At 44.5% G+C, this 15,298-nt stretch carries 13 protein-coding genes; 9 read left to right on the forward strand and 4 right to left on the reverse strand.

The window, feature by feature from the left end:
- Positions 1-206 precede the first annotated feature (206 nt).
- From B9N78_RS15565 to purE, 6 genes are all read left to right on the forward strand, one after another.
- Positions 207-1,409 carry an ammonium transporter gene (locus B9N78_RS15565; RefSeq protein WP_085103930.1) on the forward strand — a complete coding sequence of 401 codons (1,203 nt, stop codon included), beginning with the start codon at positions 207-209 and terminating at the stop codon, positions 1,407-1,409.
- 20 nt (positions 1,410-1,429) lie between these two features.
- On the forward strand, positions 1,430-1,768 hold the full coding sequence (locus B9N78_RS15570; RefSeq protein ID WP_085103932.1) for a P-II family nitrogen regulator: 339 nt from the start codon (positions 1,430-1,432) through the stop codon (positions 1,766-1,768).
- A complete protein-coding gene (locus B9N78_RS15575) occupies positions 1,768-4,308 on the forward strand; it encodes a [protein-PII] uridylyltransferase family protein (protein ID WP_085103934.1) in 2,541 nt (846 codons plus the stop codon). The genes B9N78_RS15570 and B9N78_RS15575 overlap by 1 nt, the downstream gene beginning before the upstream one ends.
- An 81-nt stretch (positions 4,309-4,389) precedes the next feature.
- Complete coding sequence (locus B9N78_RS15580) at positions 4,390-6,066, forward strand: methyl-accepting chemotaxis protein (protein ID WP_085103936.1); 1,677 nt, start codon at positions 4,390-4,392, stop codon at positions 6,064-6,066.
- Between the two features lie 109 nt (positions 6,067-6,175).
- Positions 6,176-7,447: a phosphoribosylamine--glycine ligase gene (purD, locus tag B9N78_RS15585; protein ID WP_085103938.1), complete on the forward strand. Its 1,272-nt coding sequence runs from the start codon at positions 6,176-6,178 to the stop codon at positions 7,445-7,447.
- A complete protein-coding gene (gene purE / locus B9N78_RS15590; protein WP_085103940.1) occupies positions 7,444-7,938 on the forward strand; it encodes a 5-(carboxyamino)imidazole ribonucleotide mutase in 495 nt (164 codons plus the stop codon). Before purD ends, purE begins: the two co-directional genes overlap by 4 nt.
- Positions 7,939-8,018: 80 nt before the next feature.
- Here purE and B9N78_RS15595 read toward each other — a convergent pair whose 3' ends face one another.
- From B9N78_RS15595 to B9N78_RS15610, 4 genes are all read right to left on the reverse strand, one after another.
- The gene (locus B9N78_RS15595) at positions 8,019-8,384 is read right to left on the reverse strand and encodes a response regulator transcription factor (protein ID WP_085103942.1); all 366 of its coding nucleotides are present in this window, start codon (positions 8,382-8,384) and stop codon (positions 8,019-8,021) included.
- Positions 8,385-8,483: 99 nt separating this feature from the next.
- Complete coding sequence (locus B9N78_RS15600) at positions 8,484-8,831, reverse strand: Hpt domain-containing protein (RefSeq protein ID WP_085103944.1); 348 nt, start codon at positions 8,829-8,831, stop codon at positions 8,484-8,486.
- Between the two features lie 191 nt (positions 8,832-9,022).
- The gene (gene htpG, locus B9N78_RS15605; RefSeq protein ID WP_085104132.1) at positions 9,023-10,921 is read right to left on the reverse strand and encodes a molecular chaperone HtpG; all 1,899 of its coding nucleotides are present in this window, start codon (positions 10,919-10,921) and stop codon (positions 9,023-9,025) included.
- Between the two features lie 125 nt (positions 10,922-11,046).
- On the reverse strand, positions 11,047-11,679 hold the full coding sequence (locus B9N78_RS15610) for a MerR family transcriptional regulator (protein ID WP_085103945.1): 633 nt from the start codon (positions 11,677-11,679) through the stop codon (positions 11,047-11,049).
- A 476-nt stretch (positions 11,680-12,155) separates the two neighbouring features.
- Here B9N78_RS15610 and B9N78_RS15615 point away from each other — a divergent pair, with 476 nt between their 5' ends.
- The 3 genes from B9N78_RS15615 to folD all read left to right on the forward strand — a co-directional run bounded on the left by B9N78_RS15615 (position 12,156) and on the right by folD (position 15,292).
- On the forward strand, positions 12,156-12,941 hold the full coding sequence (locus B9N78_RS15615; protein ID WP_085103947.1) for a type III pantothenate kinase: 786 nt from the start codon (positions 12,156-12,158) through the stop codon (positions 12,939-12,941).
- 91 nt (positions 12,942-13,032) lie between these two features.
- Positions 13,033-14,325, forward strand: coding sequence for a phosphopyruvate hydratase (gene eno / locus B9N78_RS15620; protein WP_085103949.1), 1,293 nt, complete (start codon positions 13,033-13,035; stop codon positions 14,323-14,325).
- A 109-nt stretch (positions 14,326-14,434) separates the two neighbouring features.
- Entirely contained in the window at positions 14,435-15,292 is an 858-nt protein-coding gene (gene folD, locus B9N78_RS15625; RefSeq protein WP_085103951.1) for a bifunctional methylenetetrahydrofolate dehydrogenase/methenyltetrahydrofolate cyclohydrolase FolD, read from the forward strand.
- The last annotated feature ends 6 nt before the right edge of the window (positions 15,293-15,298 follow it).

A 15,298-nucleotide genomic window follows, 5' to 3' on the forward strand; every position in this document is an offset into this window, starting at 1 on the left:
GCTATTTTTGATAATAATTAAATTTCAAATATGTATAATCTGTCCTAAAATGTATTTTTTTGGCACGGAGAGTGCTTAGTGTATCTAAAATATACTTTTTGTGGTGGAGTTTTTTCAAAAATGGCAAATAATGTGTTTTTTGAGTGTATCAAAATACATAAATGTAAAAAATAGTAAAACAACGCAATGAGTGGGAGTAGTGGAAAATGAATGCAGCGGATACTTCATTTATTCTTATTTGTGCAGCCTTGGTAATGTTTATGACGCCCGGGCTCGCGCTTTTTTACGCGGGGATGGCGCGCAGTAAAAACGTTTTGGGCACCATTATGCAGAGTTTTGTAATGCTCGGACTAGTTTCAATCATATGGGCTGTCATCGGTTACACACTTGCTTTCGGAGAGGATATCGGCGGACTTATCGGCGGACTTAACTTTTTTGCGCTTAACGGGGTCGGGATTGATACCTTAAACAGCCCCGCAGCAAATCTGCCGCATCTTTTATTTATGGTTTTTCAAGGGATGTTTGCTGTAATTACGCCTGCACTCATCACAGGGGCTTTTGCAGGGCGCATGAAATTTAAGGCTCTGATTATATTTTCTTCATTGTGGGTAATTTTTGTATATGCCCCTATGTGCCACTGGGTATGGGGCGGCGGATGGATGAGTAAAATGGGTGCGCTGGACTTTGCAGGAGGAGCTGTTGTTCATATGAGCTCAGGAGCCGCCGCACTTGCAGCATGTCTGGTTATAGGGAAACGTAAAGGATACGGAAAGCAGTCCTTTATTCCGCATAATCTTCCTATGACTCTGCTCGGAGCGGGTATTTTATGGTTCGGCTGGTTCGGATTCAATGCCGGAAGTGCTCTTGCTGCAAACGGCATCGCCGTAAATGCTTTTGTAACAACTCATCTCGGAGCAGCCGCAGGGCTTCTCGGATGGCTGCTTGTTGAAACCTTTCATGGCGGCAAACCTACAACTCTGGGAGCTGCGTCCGGAGCTGTCGCAGGACTTGTTGCTATTACACCTGCCGCCGGATTTGTTACCCCCATGGCTTCGATTATTATCGGATTCGGAGGCGGCATAATCTGTTATGGCGGCATTTTACTCAAATCAATCTTTAAGTATGATGACTCGCTAGATGTTGTCGGTGTTCACGGTATCGGCGGAACATGGGGAGCCATTGCAACCGGACTTTTCGCAAGTGTCGGAGCTGAAGGTATGTTTTACGGCAATCCGGCCCAGCTTTGGATTCAGATCGAGTCTGTAGTATGCACTTGGGGATACTGCTTTGTTGTAAGCTTAGTGCTTCTCAAAATAGTTGATGCTACTTGCGGTCTTCGTGTTGACGAAGAGGCTGAGTCCAGCGGACTTGATATCGCGGAACACAGTGAAACAGGTTATCAGTTCTAAATTTTAAGAGGGCAGTAATTATGAAAAAAATAGAAGCTATAGTCAGGCCGTTTAAAGTTGATGATGTGAAAGAAGCTATTGCCGCACTCGGCCTTAAAGGTATGACGGTCACCGAAGTCAAAGGGTTCGGCCGTCAGGGCGGACATAAAGAAGTCTATCGCGGAGCTGAATATCAGGTTGATTTCTTGGTTAAAACCAAGATTGAGATTGTTGTTGAAGCTGAAAGAGTTCCTGAAGTGATGGAAGCTATCCGTGACGCCGCGCTCACGGGAAAGGTCGGTGACGGGAAAATATTTGTTACTTCCGTTGATGAAGTAATGCGCATTAGGACCGGAGAAACTGGCCGGGACGCTATTTAATGACGAATTTGTCAGGTTTCGGGACTGCGACTCAAAACCTTCGTACCGGTAGAGATATTCTTCATGCGGCATGCTCTAAGAGTATGCCGCATGATTTCTCACAACGTTTGGCTGCCTTGGTAGACAGATATTTCAGTGAGAGGCTTGCAGAAGCGGTTGCAGAGGGGATTCTTTCTGACTGTGAAGACCTTTGTGTGTTGGCTGTTGGCGGCTACGGCAGAGGAAAGCTTTCCCCGTTTTCAGATCTGGATGTTCTGGTACTTACAGACTTGTCTGAGGTTAGTCTTTTAGAAGGTCTGGCGGCTTTTTTGTTTCACCCTTTGTGGGATTTAAAATTTGATGTCGGGCATGCCGTTCGCACTGTTCAGCAGAATATTGAACTTGCTAAAATAGATTTTAAGGTCTTGGCTTCATTTCTGGATTTACGTTTTTTAGCCGGAAATAATAAACTATATAAAAATCTTTCCAGTAAATTTGCTGAAGAGGTTCTTCCTGTTGCAGGCAGTTCTTTTTGCAATACTCTGTGGGAGAACCGTCAGACTGTGGGCGTCGGGATGGACTCGGTGGTCCTTGAGCCTGATCTTAAAAATGGATGGGGTACTCTTCGAGATGTCCAGTTTGTGCATTGGTGCGCCTGTATAAAGGGTAACTATTCTCCCTTAAATGAAAAAGATCTTGATGAGTTGCGAGATGGTGAAGCATTGCTGATACGAGCCCGTTCCGCCCTGCATTTGACTGCCGGTCGTAAAGTGGATCGTCTGGATATTGAAAGGGTTGCAGATGTGGCCGAGCTTTGCGGCGTAAAAGGGTATTCTCCGGCAAAGCGTGGTAACGATCTTTTAAATAAACTGCACTCTGCAATGATAAACGTCCGCTCTATGGGTGATGCCCTTTATCGGGAATCTTTTATTAAAGATTTGAGGACGTTTATAGAATGGTCAGGGCCGATCAGTTTAAAATCAGCACTTGAACTTTTTGAACATAAATCCAGAACAGGTAATCCTTTAACCCGTGAAGCCAGACGGGCTGTTTCAAATATAAATAGCGAAATAGATATCAGCCTTGGTGACGCACTGACGTTATTGATAAAAATTTTTGAAGCGCCATACGGCTGGCGAACTTCGCTTGAAATGCTCGACAGCGGTCTGTTTGATTCTTTTTTGCCTGAATTTTCCAAAGTTGCCGCTTTGATTCCGTATGATGGATATCATCGTTATCCGCCGGGAAGACATACACTGCTCGCAGTACAGAAATGTTGCTCCATATACAGAGATGAATTTGAAGGTCTGGAAAATCCTGACGGGGTCGGCCTGACTCCTGCTGATTTTGATATTTTGATGCTCGGAGCTTTTTTCCATGACATAGGAAAAGGTGGACGCGCTCACAGTGAACGGGGTGCCGAAATCACCTCAGAAATATTGTCACGAACTTCCTTTTCTGAACCATTCAAGGACGATGTTGTTTTTCTTGTGCGGGAGCATTTATCACTTATCAAAGCTGCAAGGCGCATTGATTTAAGTGATGGCGATTCGCTACTTGAAGTTGCCGGCAAAGTTGGATCGCTCCGAAGGCTCAAGCTCCTTTTTATTTTATCCATGGCTGATTCGATGGCTACAGGTCCGCGGGCTTGGAACTCGTGGAGCGAATCTTTGCTCAGAGAGTTATACTCAGGGCTTAATCAGGCTCTGGCTGAAGAATCCATGCATAAATTCGATAATGCTCAGACAATTGCTGAAACAAAAGCTGCGGTTATGGTTCTGGCTTCCGAGGTGATGGTTGGAGATACAGCTAGGTCAATGATTGAAGCAATGCCAGACAGATATCTTTTGAGCGAAGAACCGGAAGAAATTGTATGCCACATGAAGCAGGTTAGAGAGTTTAACAGTGCGTATGAAAAAGACCTTATCCGCAAACCTGGAGGAAAGGGTGGAAAGGGGCTTAACCTTGTCCGCGCAGCTCAAAACGGCGGTAACGGCAGAACGAAAATAGTTATTTCCGCACGTGATCAGGATTTTCTTTTTGCCGCACAGACCGGAGCCTTGTCTCTTCATTCAATAAATATCCTTTCCGCAGATATTTTTTCATGGGCAGATGGAACCGCTGTGAATATTTTTACCGTTGAAACTCCTCCTGCGGAAACAACTCCTGCTGATATCTGGGCGCGGGTGGAAAGAGCTATAATGTATTCTATGACCGGTAGACTTTCACTTGATTACAGATTGCACAAAAAGAGAAATTCTCTGCTTACTAAGGCAAAATTACAAAATGTTCCGACTCAGATTCTGGTGGACAATGAGTCCAGTGAATTATGCACCATAGTTGAAGTTAGAACTCAGGATCGCTCCGGAATACTTTATGGAATGGCTGTAACTTTCTCTCGAATGAATATTGATTTGCGCATGGCAAGAATTTCTACCACCGGAGACAGTGTTTTTGATGTCTTTCATGTGGAAAGTGCGGGGTGCGGTAAAATAGAAGACCGAGAGTACTTGAAAGAATTAGTAGGTGCGTTGGATTACGCTCTTGCAAGCGTGAAGTAAGTTTTGCGGTTTTATTAAAAGTATTTTTTGAATTTTAGATGCCGTTTTGCTTGAGGTGGTTTTACTTAAAAGGAGCTGTTAATGTTTTCTGAGACAATGACTCACATGGTCATAGATGCTTTGGTGTTTTTAGTTCTCTGTTTATTTTTAGTGTTTCTACCTGAGTATTTCAGTTCCGGCAGTGGTTTGTCTATAGTGGGCATTTTAGCCGCAGCGTTGGCAATTATTCTTGCTGTAGATTTTATGAAAAGTTCACGGGTTCGCAATGATTGCGAATTGACTAATAAGTGGATGAAGAGTCTGTCGTGCGGACAAAAATTTAATGATGACTTTGAAAAAATATTGAAAAAATATCCGGACGCGGCGGTTCTTGATGAGTTTGTAAAAAAATTGACATGTAAGCTTGATGATACCGAGAAGAATTACAGGATACAAAAAGAAAAAAAACTTAAGGCATACCGGCTTGTTGATGAAGCTCGCGCGCAGGCTGAGGATGCTCGTTGCAAAGGTTTGCTGTCTGCCTCCAAAAATCTTGAAAGCGCAGTTGAAGGAATTCGTAATGAATCCTCGTTGCTGGGAGATGCTACCAATCGCGCCCGCTCCGGCGCAGGCAAACAGCAGGAGCTGCTGGCCTCGGTTGTTTCGTCGATGGAGCAAATTGATGCATCCATAACTCAGGGAGCCAGAAATGCGGAAGCTGCTGCTGACGATGCTGAAAGCGCGGCAAAGCAGGCTTCATCCGGTGAATTGGTACTTAATAAAACTATCGCATCAATCGGGTCTGTTTTAGCTAATTCTAATGAATTAAACGGGCTGGTTGAAAGTCTAGGAGTTCAGGCAAACGGAATAGGTAATATTATGGATGTTATTTCAGATATTGCCGATCAGACAAATCTTTTGGCATTGAACGCTGCAATTGAAGCCGCCAGAGCAGGCGAAGCAGGGCGCGGATTTGCTGTGGTCGCTGATGAAGTCCGTAAACTTGCGGAAAAGACTATGGACGCAACTCGTGACGTAGGGGCGGAAATAGGTAAAATCCAGAAACATGTTGAACAGACAATTGCCGGAGTCGATTCCATTGCCGGGCTTGCCGGAGAAGCTTCCAACCTTGCTTCCATGTCTGGTGAAGCTCTGGTTGAAATAGTTTCGCTTGCAGGAAAAAGTTCTGAAAGGGTCCGTAAGATTGCGCAGGAAGCGGTACAGCAGGCAGAGGCCAGTAATATTGTAAGAGATGCAATTACGGAAGTTCATTCTATCTCAGATGAGACTGATGACGCTATGTCAGGAGCCGCTGAGTCTATTACCGTTCTTGGTGGACGCATATCCGATCTTGATGATATGATAGGTGTATTCCAGCTAGTCGGTAACGGTGAAGTTCAGGAAGTGATAAATCAGCTTGCTAAATCTCCTGATATTTTATCTCGTAATAGAGAATTGCAGGAGCGCGCAATGAGAAAAGTTGTGCGCGGGAATCAGTTTCTTGAACTTCTTTACATTACCGATCAGAACGGAGTTCAGACAGTCAGTAATATTTCCGGGCATGGGCAGGGGTATGCTGAGGACAAGTCTTCATTCGGAAAAAACTGGTCTGAAAGGCCTTGGTTTTCAGCCCCTCTTGAAAGTAAAACATTGTACATTTCAGATGCTTATAAGTCTTCAGCTTCTGGGACTAATTGCATCACAGTTTCCGGTCCTTTTCTTAATGCTAAAGGAGAAGTCCTCGGAGTTATTGCTGCAGACGTTATGATAAACTGTTAATTCGGGTTGAAAATAATGTGTCTCGGCGATTATAATCGCAGTGCTTTTCTTGCCAAAATGCCGATATTTATCTAAGTGAGCCCTAGCTTAATCAGTGGAGAGAGAAATTATGAAAGTACTTATAGTCGGTTCAGGCGGAAGGGAACATGCACTTGCCTGGAAGCTTGGACAGAGTCCGAAAGTTTCTGAAATTTTTATCGCACCGGGAAACGGTGGAACCCGTCTGGAAGGGACCAACGTTCCTATTAAGGACGATGATTTACCCGGACTGGTTAAATTCGCTAAAGAAAATAAAATAGATCTCGTGGTCGCCGGACCTGAATTGCCGCTTGTTCTCGGCATTAAAGAAGCCCTTGCCAAAGAAGGAATTCCTTGTTTCGGTCCCGGAGCATATGCCGCCAATCTTGAAGGCAGCAAAGCTTTCTCGAAAATGGTTATGCGCGATTCCGGCGTACCTACTGCTCCGTTTCAGGTTTTTGAAGAATTTGAGCGGGCTAAGGCTTTTGTTGAAAGCAAAGGTGCCCCGATAGTCATCAAAGCTGACGGGCTTGCCGCAGGGAAAGGGGTTGTGGTTGCTTCCACAGTTGAAGAGGCGATTGAATCTCTTGAAGCAATGATGGTCGCAAAAGAGTTCGGTTCTGCCGGAGAAAGAGTTGTTATTGAAGAAGCTCTTAAAGGTGAAGAAGCTTCTTTTCTGGCATTTTGTTCCGGTGAAGAATACGCACTGCTCCCTTCTGCGCAGGATCACAAAGCTGTTGGCGAAGGCGATACCGGGCCTAATACCGGCGGTATGGGCGCATATAGCCCTGCACCGATTCTGCCACAGGAAAAATATGAAGAAACTGCAGAACTGGTCATCAAACCTGTACTCAAACTTCTGGCGGACCGAGGGGAGCCTTTCGTGGGTATCCTTTACGCCGGACTTATGTACACCCCTGATGGTCCTTCTGTCCTTGAATATAATGTCCGTTTCGGTGATCCTGAGTGTCAGCCGCTGTTAATGCGTCTGGACAGCGATCTTGCCGAAATTATGCTCGCTTGTGTTGAAAACAGAATCTCCGAAGTAGAAGTTAAGCTGAAATCAGAAACAACTTTATGTGTTGTAATGGCTGCCGGCGGCTATCCCGGCTCTTATGAAAAGGGAATGGAGATTACCGGATTTGAAGAAGCAGAGCAGGTTGATGGTGTAAAAGTTTTTCAGGCCGGAACTACTTACAAGGACGGCAAAACTCTTACCAACGGCGGACGAGTACTGGGTGTAACCGCTCTCGGGGCCGACCTCGGCGCGGCACAGGCTCGTGCATATGAAGCGGTAGCAAAGCTTTCGTTCAAGGATGCGTATTACCGTCGTGACATAGGAAATAAAGGTTTTAAAAAATGAGTGTAAAAGTAGCAATCTTTATGGGCTCCATCTCTGACAGGGACACAATGCAACCCTGTTCAGATTTGTTGACCAAGCTTGGTATTCCTCATGTGTTTACTGTATCTTCTGCTCATCGTACTCCTGAAAGGACTGCGAAGCTTGTGAAGGATTTTGAAGCCGACGGGTGTCAGGTCTTTATCTGTGCTGCCGGACTTGCCGCCCACCTTGCAGGAGCGGTGGCAGCTAAAACAATCAAGCCCGTTCTCGGCGTACCCATATGCGGCTCGCCACTTGGCGGAATGGACGCTCTTTTGGCGACAGTTCAGATGCCTCCGGGATTTCCAGTCGGAACTCTTGCTCTTGATAAAGTCGGATCGAAGAATGCCGCATGGATGGCTGCTCAGATTATTGCTTTGCATGATAGCGATGTTGCGGAAAAGATTTATCAGGCCAGACGTGAATTTGTTGAATCTGTAGAAAAAGCTGCAGCAGAACTTGAATCTGCATAGTTTAGCTGTGTAAATTATTTCAGGATTATATAGAACTTATTTAAACCGGGGTTGATATTGTATCAAGTCCGGTTTCTTTTTTATTCCATCATGGAGTGGACCGTTTTTAAAAGTTCTTCCTGAGAGAAAGGTTTTACCAGAGCTGCCTTTGCACCAAGGGCTTTAGCCTGTTTAAGGTATTCCAGTCCTGTATATTCCCCTCCGCCTGAAATAACTAAAATTTTGCTCTCTATCTTCTTTTGTTTGATTTCAAGTATTGTTTGGATACCATCCATATTGGGCATGAAAATATCAATGATGACGAGATCAATTGTGTTTGTTTTAAACAGCTCCAGCCCTTCTTCACCGTCAAGTGCCGTTAGAATCTCTACAGATTCATCTCTCAAATAGTGTTTGAGAAGATCCAGCATCTTAGGGTCGTCATCAATTATAAGGAAAGTTTTCATTTTTGTTTCTCAGCTAAAAATTATTAATACTACATGTTATGACATTCTGTTAAAAAACGGAAGGAATCTTCAAGTAGAATTGTTTCTGTACACGAAATTTTATTCGTATGGCAAAACTTTCAGAGCAATTGAAACTTCTTGCGCAACTAGTTCATACATGTCGTCTATATTTGTCAGTTCTTTATTTCTGAGAGCTTTTTCTAAAAAGTCACTTTCAATATGTGCTTTTATCGCGCCTACCGCGCCTGATTCCCCTTTGAGGGTGTGGGCGTAGATGCTCGCCTTTTCCCAATTCTTTTCGCAGATAGCTTTTTTAATAGTTATTAAATGCTTAGCTGCTTCTTCCCTGTAGATCGCAATTGCGGCGTTTAGCAATTCACGATCTCCGGCAAAACGGGTTAAGGCCAGTTCAAGGTTAAATTTGTCAGGGTAGTCGGATAAGTCCATGTAAAGTTATTCCCTTTTCATTTGTTCTGAAAATCTTTTTTAATCAACTATAATTCCGGTTTTTTTCTTTAGCCTTATGATACTAACCTATCCTTACTTTGTGTTCAATATGGACTTTGTCATCTGATAAAAAAAGGCCCTAATTGCAACTTGCAATCAGGGCCTAAGATCTAAACCGGTATATGGAAGGGCTAGTTCTTTTTATCTAGTTCAGCGTACCATCCGCTGGCTTTGGTGAGCAGGCTTTGAATTCTGCCGACAAGAGCGTGAGGATCGTTGAGGTATCCTTCAAGAAGGAGTGCTGATTCAAGTAATTGTTTGGATGAAAGTTCAATGAATTCATCATCGGGGTTTGTTTCAAAGATTTCAAGCATTGAACGGAGCAGAGGATGGTCTGCATTGATTTCCATGGTCTTGGTAGGGATAGAAGTATCCTTGTTCATGACCTTCATGATTTTTTCCATGGAAGAAGTCATTGCTCCGTTCGGGCTGATCAGACGGCAAGGGCTGTCACTCAGTCTTTCGGATATTTTAACTTCAGCGACCTGTTCGCCTAAAACTTCTTTCATCTTTGCTGCAAGAGCGTCCATGTCTTTAGACTGTTCTTCGCTAAGAGGTGTAGCTTCATGTTCTTTTTTAGCTGATTCAAATTTATCCAGCTTTTCAAGGTCTGCGTACTCTGCGGAAACAAGGGTGAATTCCTTATGTTCGCGGAGGCTTTCCATAACGAACTCATCAATCGGTTCGTAGAGGTAAAGAACTTCGATATTTTTGTTGCGGAAGATTTCAAGATGCGGGTTAAGGTTGGCAGCTTCGCGGCTGGCAACAAACGCATAGTATATTTCTTTCTGTCCTTCTTTGACGCGTTCGATGTAATCATCAAATGAAACTAAAGCTTCACCGTCAGATTTGGATGAATCAAAGCGGAGCAGGTTTGCGTATTTATCTTTGTTTAAGAAGTCCTGATGTCCGGCCTTGAATATTTTAGCGTGTGCTTTCCAGAACTTTGCATATGTTTCAGGGTCGTCTTTCGCAGTTTTTTCAAGCTGAGAGAGAACCTGTTTAGTCATTGTTGAACGGATTTTGCCGATGAGCAGATTGTCCTGAAGAGTTTCGCGGGAAATATTCAGAGGCAGATCTTCGGTATCCACAACACCTTTGATGAAGCTCAGGTATTCAGGCAGCAGATTCTTGTTCTGACGTTCAATCAGAACTCTGCGGACATAAAGGTCAATCCCCCAATTGTCGCGGTCCATGCCGAATATATCGAGATCTTTTTCAGGCACGAAAAGAAGGCTGTTGAACTGTACCGGCGCGTCAACGGAGAAATGAAGTGTGCTGATCGGAGCCTGAGGATCGTAGGTGAGGAATTTATAAAATTCTTCGTACTGTTCAGGTTTGATCTGGAATTTAGGTTCACGCCAGAGAGCTGTTACTGTGTTGACTCTTTCACCGCCGATCATGATGGGGAAAGACACAAAATTGGAATGCTTGGAGACAATTCCTTTAAGGGTGTCTTCGGAACCGAAACGTTTAACCATGTCTTCTTTCAGGAAGATTTCAATGGTTGTTCCATGTGGCAGTTCTTCATCAAGAACGGTCAGTTCGTAGTTGGTCTTTCCGTCGGAAATCCACTGAATAGCAGGGGCGTCTTTTTTGAAAGATTTTGTGCGGACAACAACTTTGTCAGAAACCATATATGCGGAGTAGAAACCTACACCGAAACGCCCGATGAGGCTGTCGAGGCTCTCATTTGTATCAGCGGCCTGTTTGATGAACTCCGCGGAGCCGGAATGAGCTATTGTTCCGATATTAGCCATGACTTCGTCTTTGGTCATGCCTATTCCGGTGTCGGCAACGGTGATAGATTTGGCTTCTTCGTTGTAGGATATGCTGATCTGAGGTTCAATCTCGTCATCAAGAGCTGGGTCGCGATTGGTTTCAAAGCGCATTTTATCAAGAGCATCGGATGCGTTTGAAACGAGTTCTCTGAGGAAGATTTCGCGGTTTGTGTAGAGGGAGTGGACAAGGATGTCCAGAAGCTGGTTTATCTCAGCTTTAAATTCAAATTTTTCTGTCTGTTCAGTCATCAGTTTTCCTCCAATAATTAAATTCCTTTCGACTGCCAATTTAGCAGTCGAAAGGCTGATATGGTGAGAATAAGTGGAAAGCCTTGCTGTCATGATCATGGCAGCAAATACGGCTTGCTTGTAGGCTATTTAGTTACGGCTTTCAGCTTGTCAAGAAGGAACTTTTCAAGTTCGCGTCTGTCCTTGCGTAATCTAACCAGTTCAGCTTCCATTATGGAGAGTTTATCTTTAAGGCAGATATTTTCTTTTTGCAGGTCTTGAATGTCTTCACCCTGTTCGCATACATCTTTGGCTGTCTTTTCCATGCCGCAACGAAGTTCATCGGCCATTCCACCTTCGGCGGGGATAGCTCTTTGCGTGATATTTGAAAGCAGACCTTTTAATCCTTCAGTTATGGATTTAGCTATTTCTGCTCCCATTGCGGCAGCCATTTGCACAGCCGGTTCCATCTCTATAGATTTAAACTGCGCAGGAGAGGATTGCGGAGGAATATCCTGAGAAGGTTGTTCAATTGCAACGTTGACCGGATATTTTCTGGAAAGGTCAGCCATAACATCTTCGGCAGTATGCCCTTGCTTAAGCATGGATGCTATCAGTGAAAAAATTTCAACAGCTTCAGGCTTAAAACGTTTTTGCCTGTTTCTGCCTGTGCTCGGCAGATACTGGGCAAATCTGTTTTTCCAGTAATGAAGAGTTGACTCCGGGACTTCAAGTAAGCGGGATATTTCTGCTATGGAAAGAAGTTTTTTATCCGTCACGGTTACGCTCCGCAATGCTTTTGGTAATTAATCAAATAATTTTTAATTGATTATTAATGGTTAGTTTTAATTTGTATTCAAGTCAATATTCTCTTTATCAAACATCGACAGCTTTAAGAGTACATTGATCAGAAATATAACCTATTGTCCCAAATAAGTGATGTTTTAATAAGGTGATCTTCCTTGATTACTGCTACGGAATGAAGTAGGCGCAACCTGTAGCTTCTTCTGGTTCGGTAAACTCTGTTTCAGGAATTTACAGCTATATGTTTCTAGTTCCCGTTGATTATGGTAACAGACTTATGAAAATCATTGCGCAATATTTTTTCTGCTTGTTGTTACCTTAAATGGTTGCCTGATTGACGTAAAAGTAGCTTTGTTGTGATGATTATTTAAAATTAAAGAGTTAATATTCTGTAATAGAGTACAGCTCTGACTATCTATAATTCAAATTTGTATGTATTCAGGAGAAGTTTTTGAATTCCGAAACTATTTTACTTTTTGACGTAGGTAATACTAATACCAAAATAGGTTTTTCGACTCGCTCTGAAATCGGCCTTTCGTTTGTTTTGCCGACCGATCCCGGCGGAACATCAGATTCGTGGGGACTTAGACTTCTTGAAATATGCCGCGTAGCCGGATATGCTCCGCAGGATATTGTCGGAGGAGCTGTCTCGTCTGTCGTTCCCCCCATGGATCCGATTTTGAAATCTGCCGTAAAGAAATTTTTATCGTGCGATTTGAAGTTTGTTCCGCGGGATATTGAACTTAATATTGAAAACAAGTACGAGCGTCCTTGGGAAGTAGGTGCTGACAGGCTTGTGACAGCCTTTTCAGGACGTTGTATTAGTGATAGCGAAAATATAATCGTTGTAGACTTCGGAACTGCGACTACATTTGATTGTGTTGTCGGAAACGCGTATATGGGTGGTTTGATTTGTCCCGGAGTAATGTCGTCTACTAAGGCGCTTTCTTCTGAGACAGCAAAACTTCCGCATATTACTCTTGAGCTTGAATCAACAGTTGTCAGGCCGGGAAAAAGTACTGCGGATAGCCTCAACCAAGGGCTTATTTTCGGATTTGCCGCAATGGTCGAGGGACTGAGTCAAAGATTACGTGATACTTTGGGCGGTGAGGTTGAACTCATTGCAACAGGAGGCTTTGCCTCTAAAATAGCTGAAGTATGCTGTGCCATAGACCGTGTGGAACCTACCCTCCTTTTGGATGGACTCCGCATGAGCTGGTTCGGCGTTGAGGAATAGACGGTCGTAGAGTTATTGTCGGAGCTTGTTACCGACATTTCGGAAGTAAACCGGAAAAAGTAATGTTTATCTATTTTCAAGGAGAAATGTCATGAGCACTATCGTAGCTGTCTGGGCGAGAGAAATTCTTGATTCCAGAGGTAACCCCACAATTGAAGTAGAAGTGGTTCTTGAATCCGGAGCCACCGGCCGTGCTGCTGTTCCTTCCGGTGCATCTACCGGAACTCGCGAAGCTCTTGAACTTCGCGATGGAGATGAAGACCGTTACGGCGGAAAAGGCGTACAGGTTGCTGTAGCCAATGTTCGCGAAGAAATCGCGGAAGCTCTCGTAGGGCAGGACGCATTGCGTCAGGTCGCTATCGATAACCTGCTGATTGATCTTGATGGAACCGAGAACAAAGAAAGACTCGGTGCTAATGCAATGCTGGGTGTTTCCATGGCTGTTGCAAGAGCTGCTTCCAACCTGCTCGGAATTCCTCTTTATCAGTATCTTGGCGGCGTAAACGCAAAAGTGCTGCCTGTTCCTTTGATGAATATCATTAACGGCGGGGAGCATGCTCCTAACAACCTTGATATTCAGGAATTCATGATTGTACCTTTGGGTGCTGAAACTTTCGCGGAAGCTCTCCGCATGGGTTCTGAAACCTTCCATGCTTTAAAGAAAATTCTCGCTGCTGACGGTCACAACACCGCAGTCGGTGATGAAGGCGGATTCGCTCCGAATCTTAATTCACATGCAGAAGCTTTTGAGTACATTATCAAAGCTATCGAACAAGCAGGATACAGACCCGGTCATGACATTGCTCTCGCAATTGACGCTGCTGCTTCCGAATTCTACAAAGACGGTAAGTACGTGCTGAAAGGCGAAGGCAAAGAATTCACATCTGATGAACTGACAGAGTTCTATGTTGATCTTTGCGATCGTTTCCCGCTCATTTCCATTGAAGATGGACTTGCAGAAGGCGACTGGGAAGGCTGGGAACGCCACACCGAAATCCTCGGTGAACGCATTCAGATCGTAGGTGATGATGTATTTGTTACCAACCCTGATATTCTTGCAGAAGGCATCGAACGCGGCGTTTGTAACTCCATTCTGATCAAACTGAACCAGATCGGAACTGTTACTGAAACTCTCGATACCATTGAACTTGCAAAACAGGCCGGTTACACCACCGTTGTTTCTCACCGTTCCGGTGAAACCAGCGATCACTTCATTGCCGACCTCGCTGTAGGTCTCAATACCGGTCAGATTAAGTCCGGTTCTTTGTGCCGCAGTGACAGACTTGCTAAATACAACCAGCTTCTCCGCATTGAAGAAGATCTCGAAGATGAAGGTATCTACTACGGACCTGCTCTTCGCGAAGCATTCTTCCCAGAAGATTAGGTTTTCGCAGGTTTTACAGGATTATTTAAGGGGCCGGGGCTGCAATTGCACTCCGGCCCTTTGTATTATATGGAACCAGTGTCTCGAACACCTCAGCACGGAGAACACTATGATAATTTTAAACGGAAAAGAAACAGCTCTCACCATTCGCGGCGAGCTAAAGCTTGAAATAGATTCCCTTAAATCAGAATTCGGCAGAGCGCCCGGTCTGGCAGTCATTCTTGTCGGAGAAGATCCCGCATCAGAAGTTTATGTTCGCAACAAGAAAATAGCCTGTGAAAAATCAGGGATTGTTTCTTTTGCACATCACATTGATGGAGGAGTTTCTCAGCAGGAACTTGAAGATCTGATCAAAAAGCTTAACGCTGATGACAAAGTTGACGGCATTCTGCTTCAGCTTCCCCTGCCTAAAGGGTTAGACAGCCAGCGTTGCCTAGAGCTGATCGACCCCGGCAAAGATGTCGACGGATTTCATCCAATGAATGTCGGTAAGCTTATGCTGGGACTGCCCGGTTTCCGCTCCTGCACACCTGCCGGAATTATTACTCTGCTCGAACGTTACAACCTGCCTACCTCCGGTAAAAAAGCGGTAGTAGTTGGCCGTTCAAATATCGTTGGCAAGCCTCTCGCCATGATGCTGATGCAGTATGGTGATTTTGCAAATGCCACCGTAACTGTATGTCATTCCCGCACCGCAAATCTGGCGGAAGAAGTTAAGAGCGCGGATTTCGTATTTGCCGCTATCGGCATTCCTAAATTTATCACCAAAGACATGGTGAAACAGGGCGCAGTAGTTGTTGACGTAGGCATCAACCGCACTGATGACGGCTTGGTCGGTGACTGCGATTACGCTGCGCTTGAAGGCGTTGCCAGCGCAATGACTCCAGTTCCCGGAGGAGTTGGGCCTATGACTATTGCACAGTTACTTATCAATACTGTTCAGGCTTTTCGGGAGCATGTTGCTTAAGTTAGT

Origin of the sequence: Desulfovibrio gilichinskyi (assembly GCF_900177375.1) — a bacterium.
In the GTDB taxonomy this organism is placed as follows: Bacteria; Desulfobacterota; Desulfovibrionia; order Desulfovibrionales; family Desulfovibrionaceae; genus Maridesulfovibrio; species Maridesulfovibrio gilichinskyi.

Excerpts from the sequence above, each read along its gene's own strand:
- purE (WP_085103940.1), top strand. The coding sequence starts at position 7,444 with ATGAGTGTAAAAGTAGCAATCTTTATGGGCTCCATCTCTGACAGGGAC.
- B9N78_RS15595 (WP_085103942.1), bottom strand. The coding sequence starts at position 8,384 with ATGAAAACTTTCCTTATAATTGATGACGACCCTAAGATGCTGGATCTT.
- B9N78_RS15580 (WP_085103936.1), top strand. The coding sequence starts at position 4,390 with ATGTTTTCTGAGACAATGACTCACATGGTCATAGATGCTTTGGTGTTT.
- B9N78_RS15565 (WP_085103930.1), top strand. The coding sequence starts at position 207 with ATGAATGCAGCGGATACTTCATTTATTCTTATTTGTGCAGCCTTGGTA.
- purD (WP_085103938.1), top strand. The coding sequence starts at position 6,176 with ATGAAAGTACTTATAGTCGGTTCAGGCGGAAGGGAACATGCACTTGCC.
- B9N78_RS15570 (WP_085103932.1), top strand. The coding sequence starts at position 1,430 with ATGAAAAAAATAGAAGCTATAGTCAGGCCGTTTAAAGTTGATGATGTG.
- folD (WP_085103951.1), top strand. The coding sequence starts at position 14,435 with ATGATAATTTTAAACGGAAAAGAAACAGCTCTCACCATTCGCGGCGAG.
- htpG (WP_085104132.1), bottom strand. The coding sequence starts at position 10,921 with ATGACTGAACAGACAGAAAAATTTGAATTTAAAGCTGAGATAAACCAG.
- B9N78_RS15575 (WP_085103934.1), top strand. The coding sequence starts at position 1,768 with ATGACGAATTTGTCAGGTTTCGGGACTGCGACTCAAAACCTTCGTACC.
- eno (WP_085103949.1), top strand. The coding sequence starts at position 13,033 with ATGAGCACTATCGTAGCTGTCTGGGCGAGAGAAATTCTTGATTCCAGA.
- B9N78_RS15600 (WP_085103944.1), bottom strand. The coding sequence starts at position 8,831 with ATGGACTTATCCGACTACCCTGACAAATTTAACCTTGAACTGGCCTTA.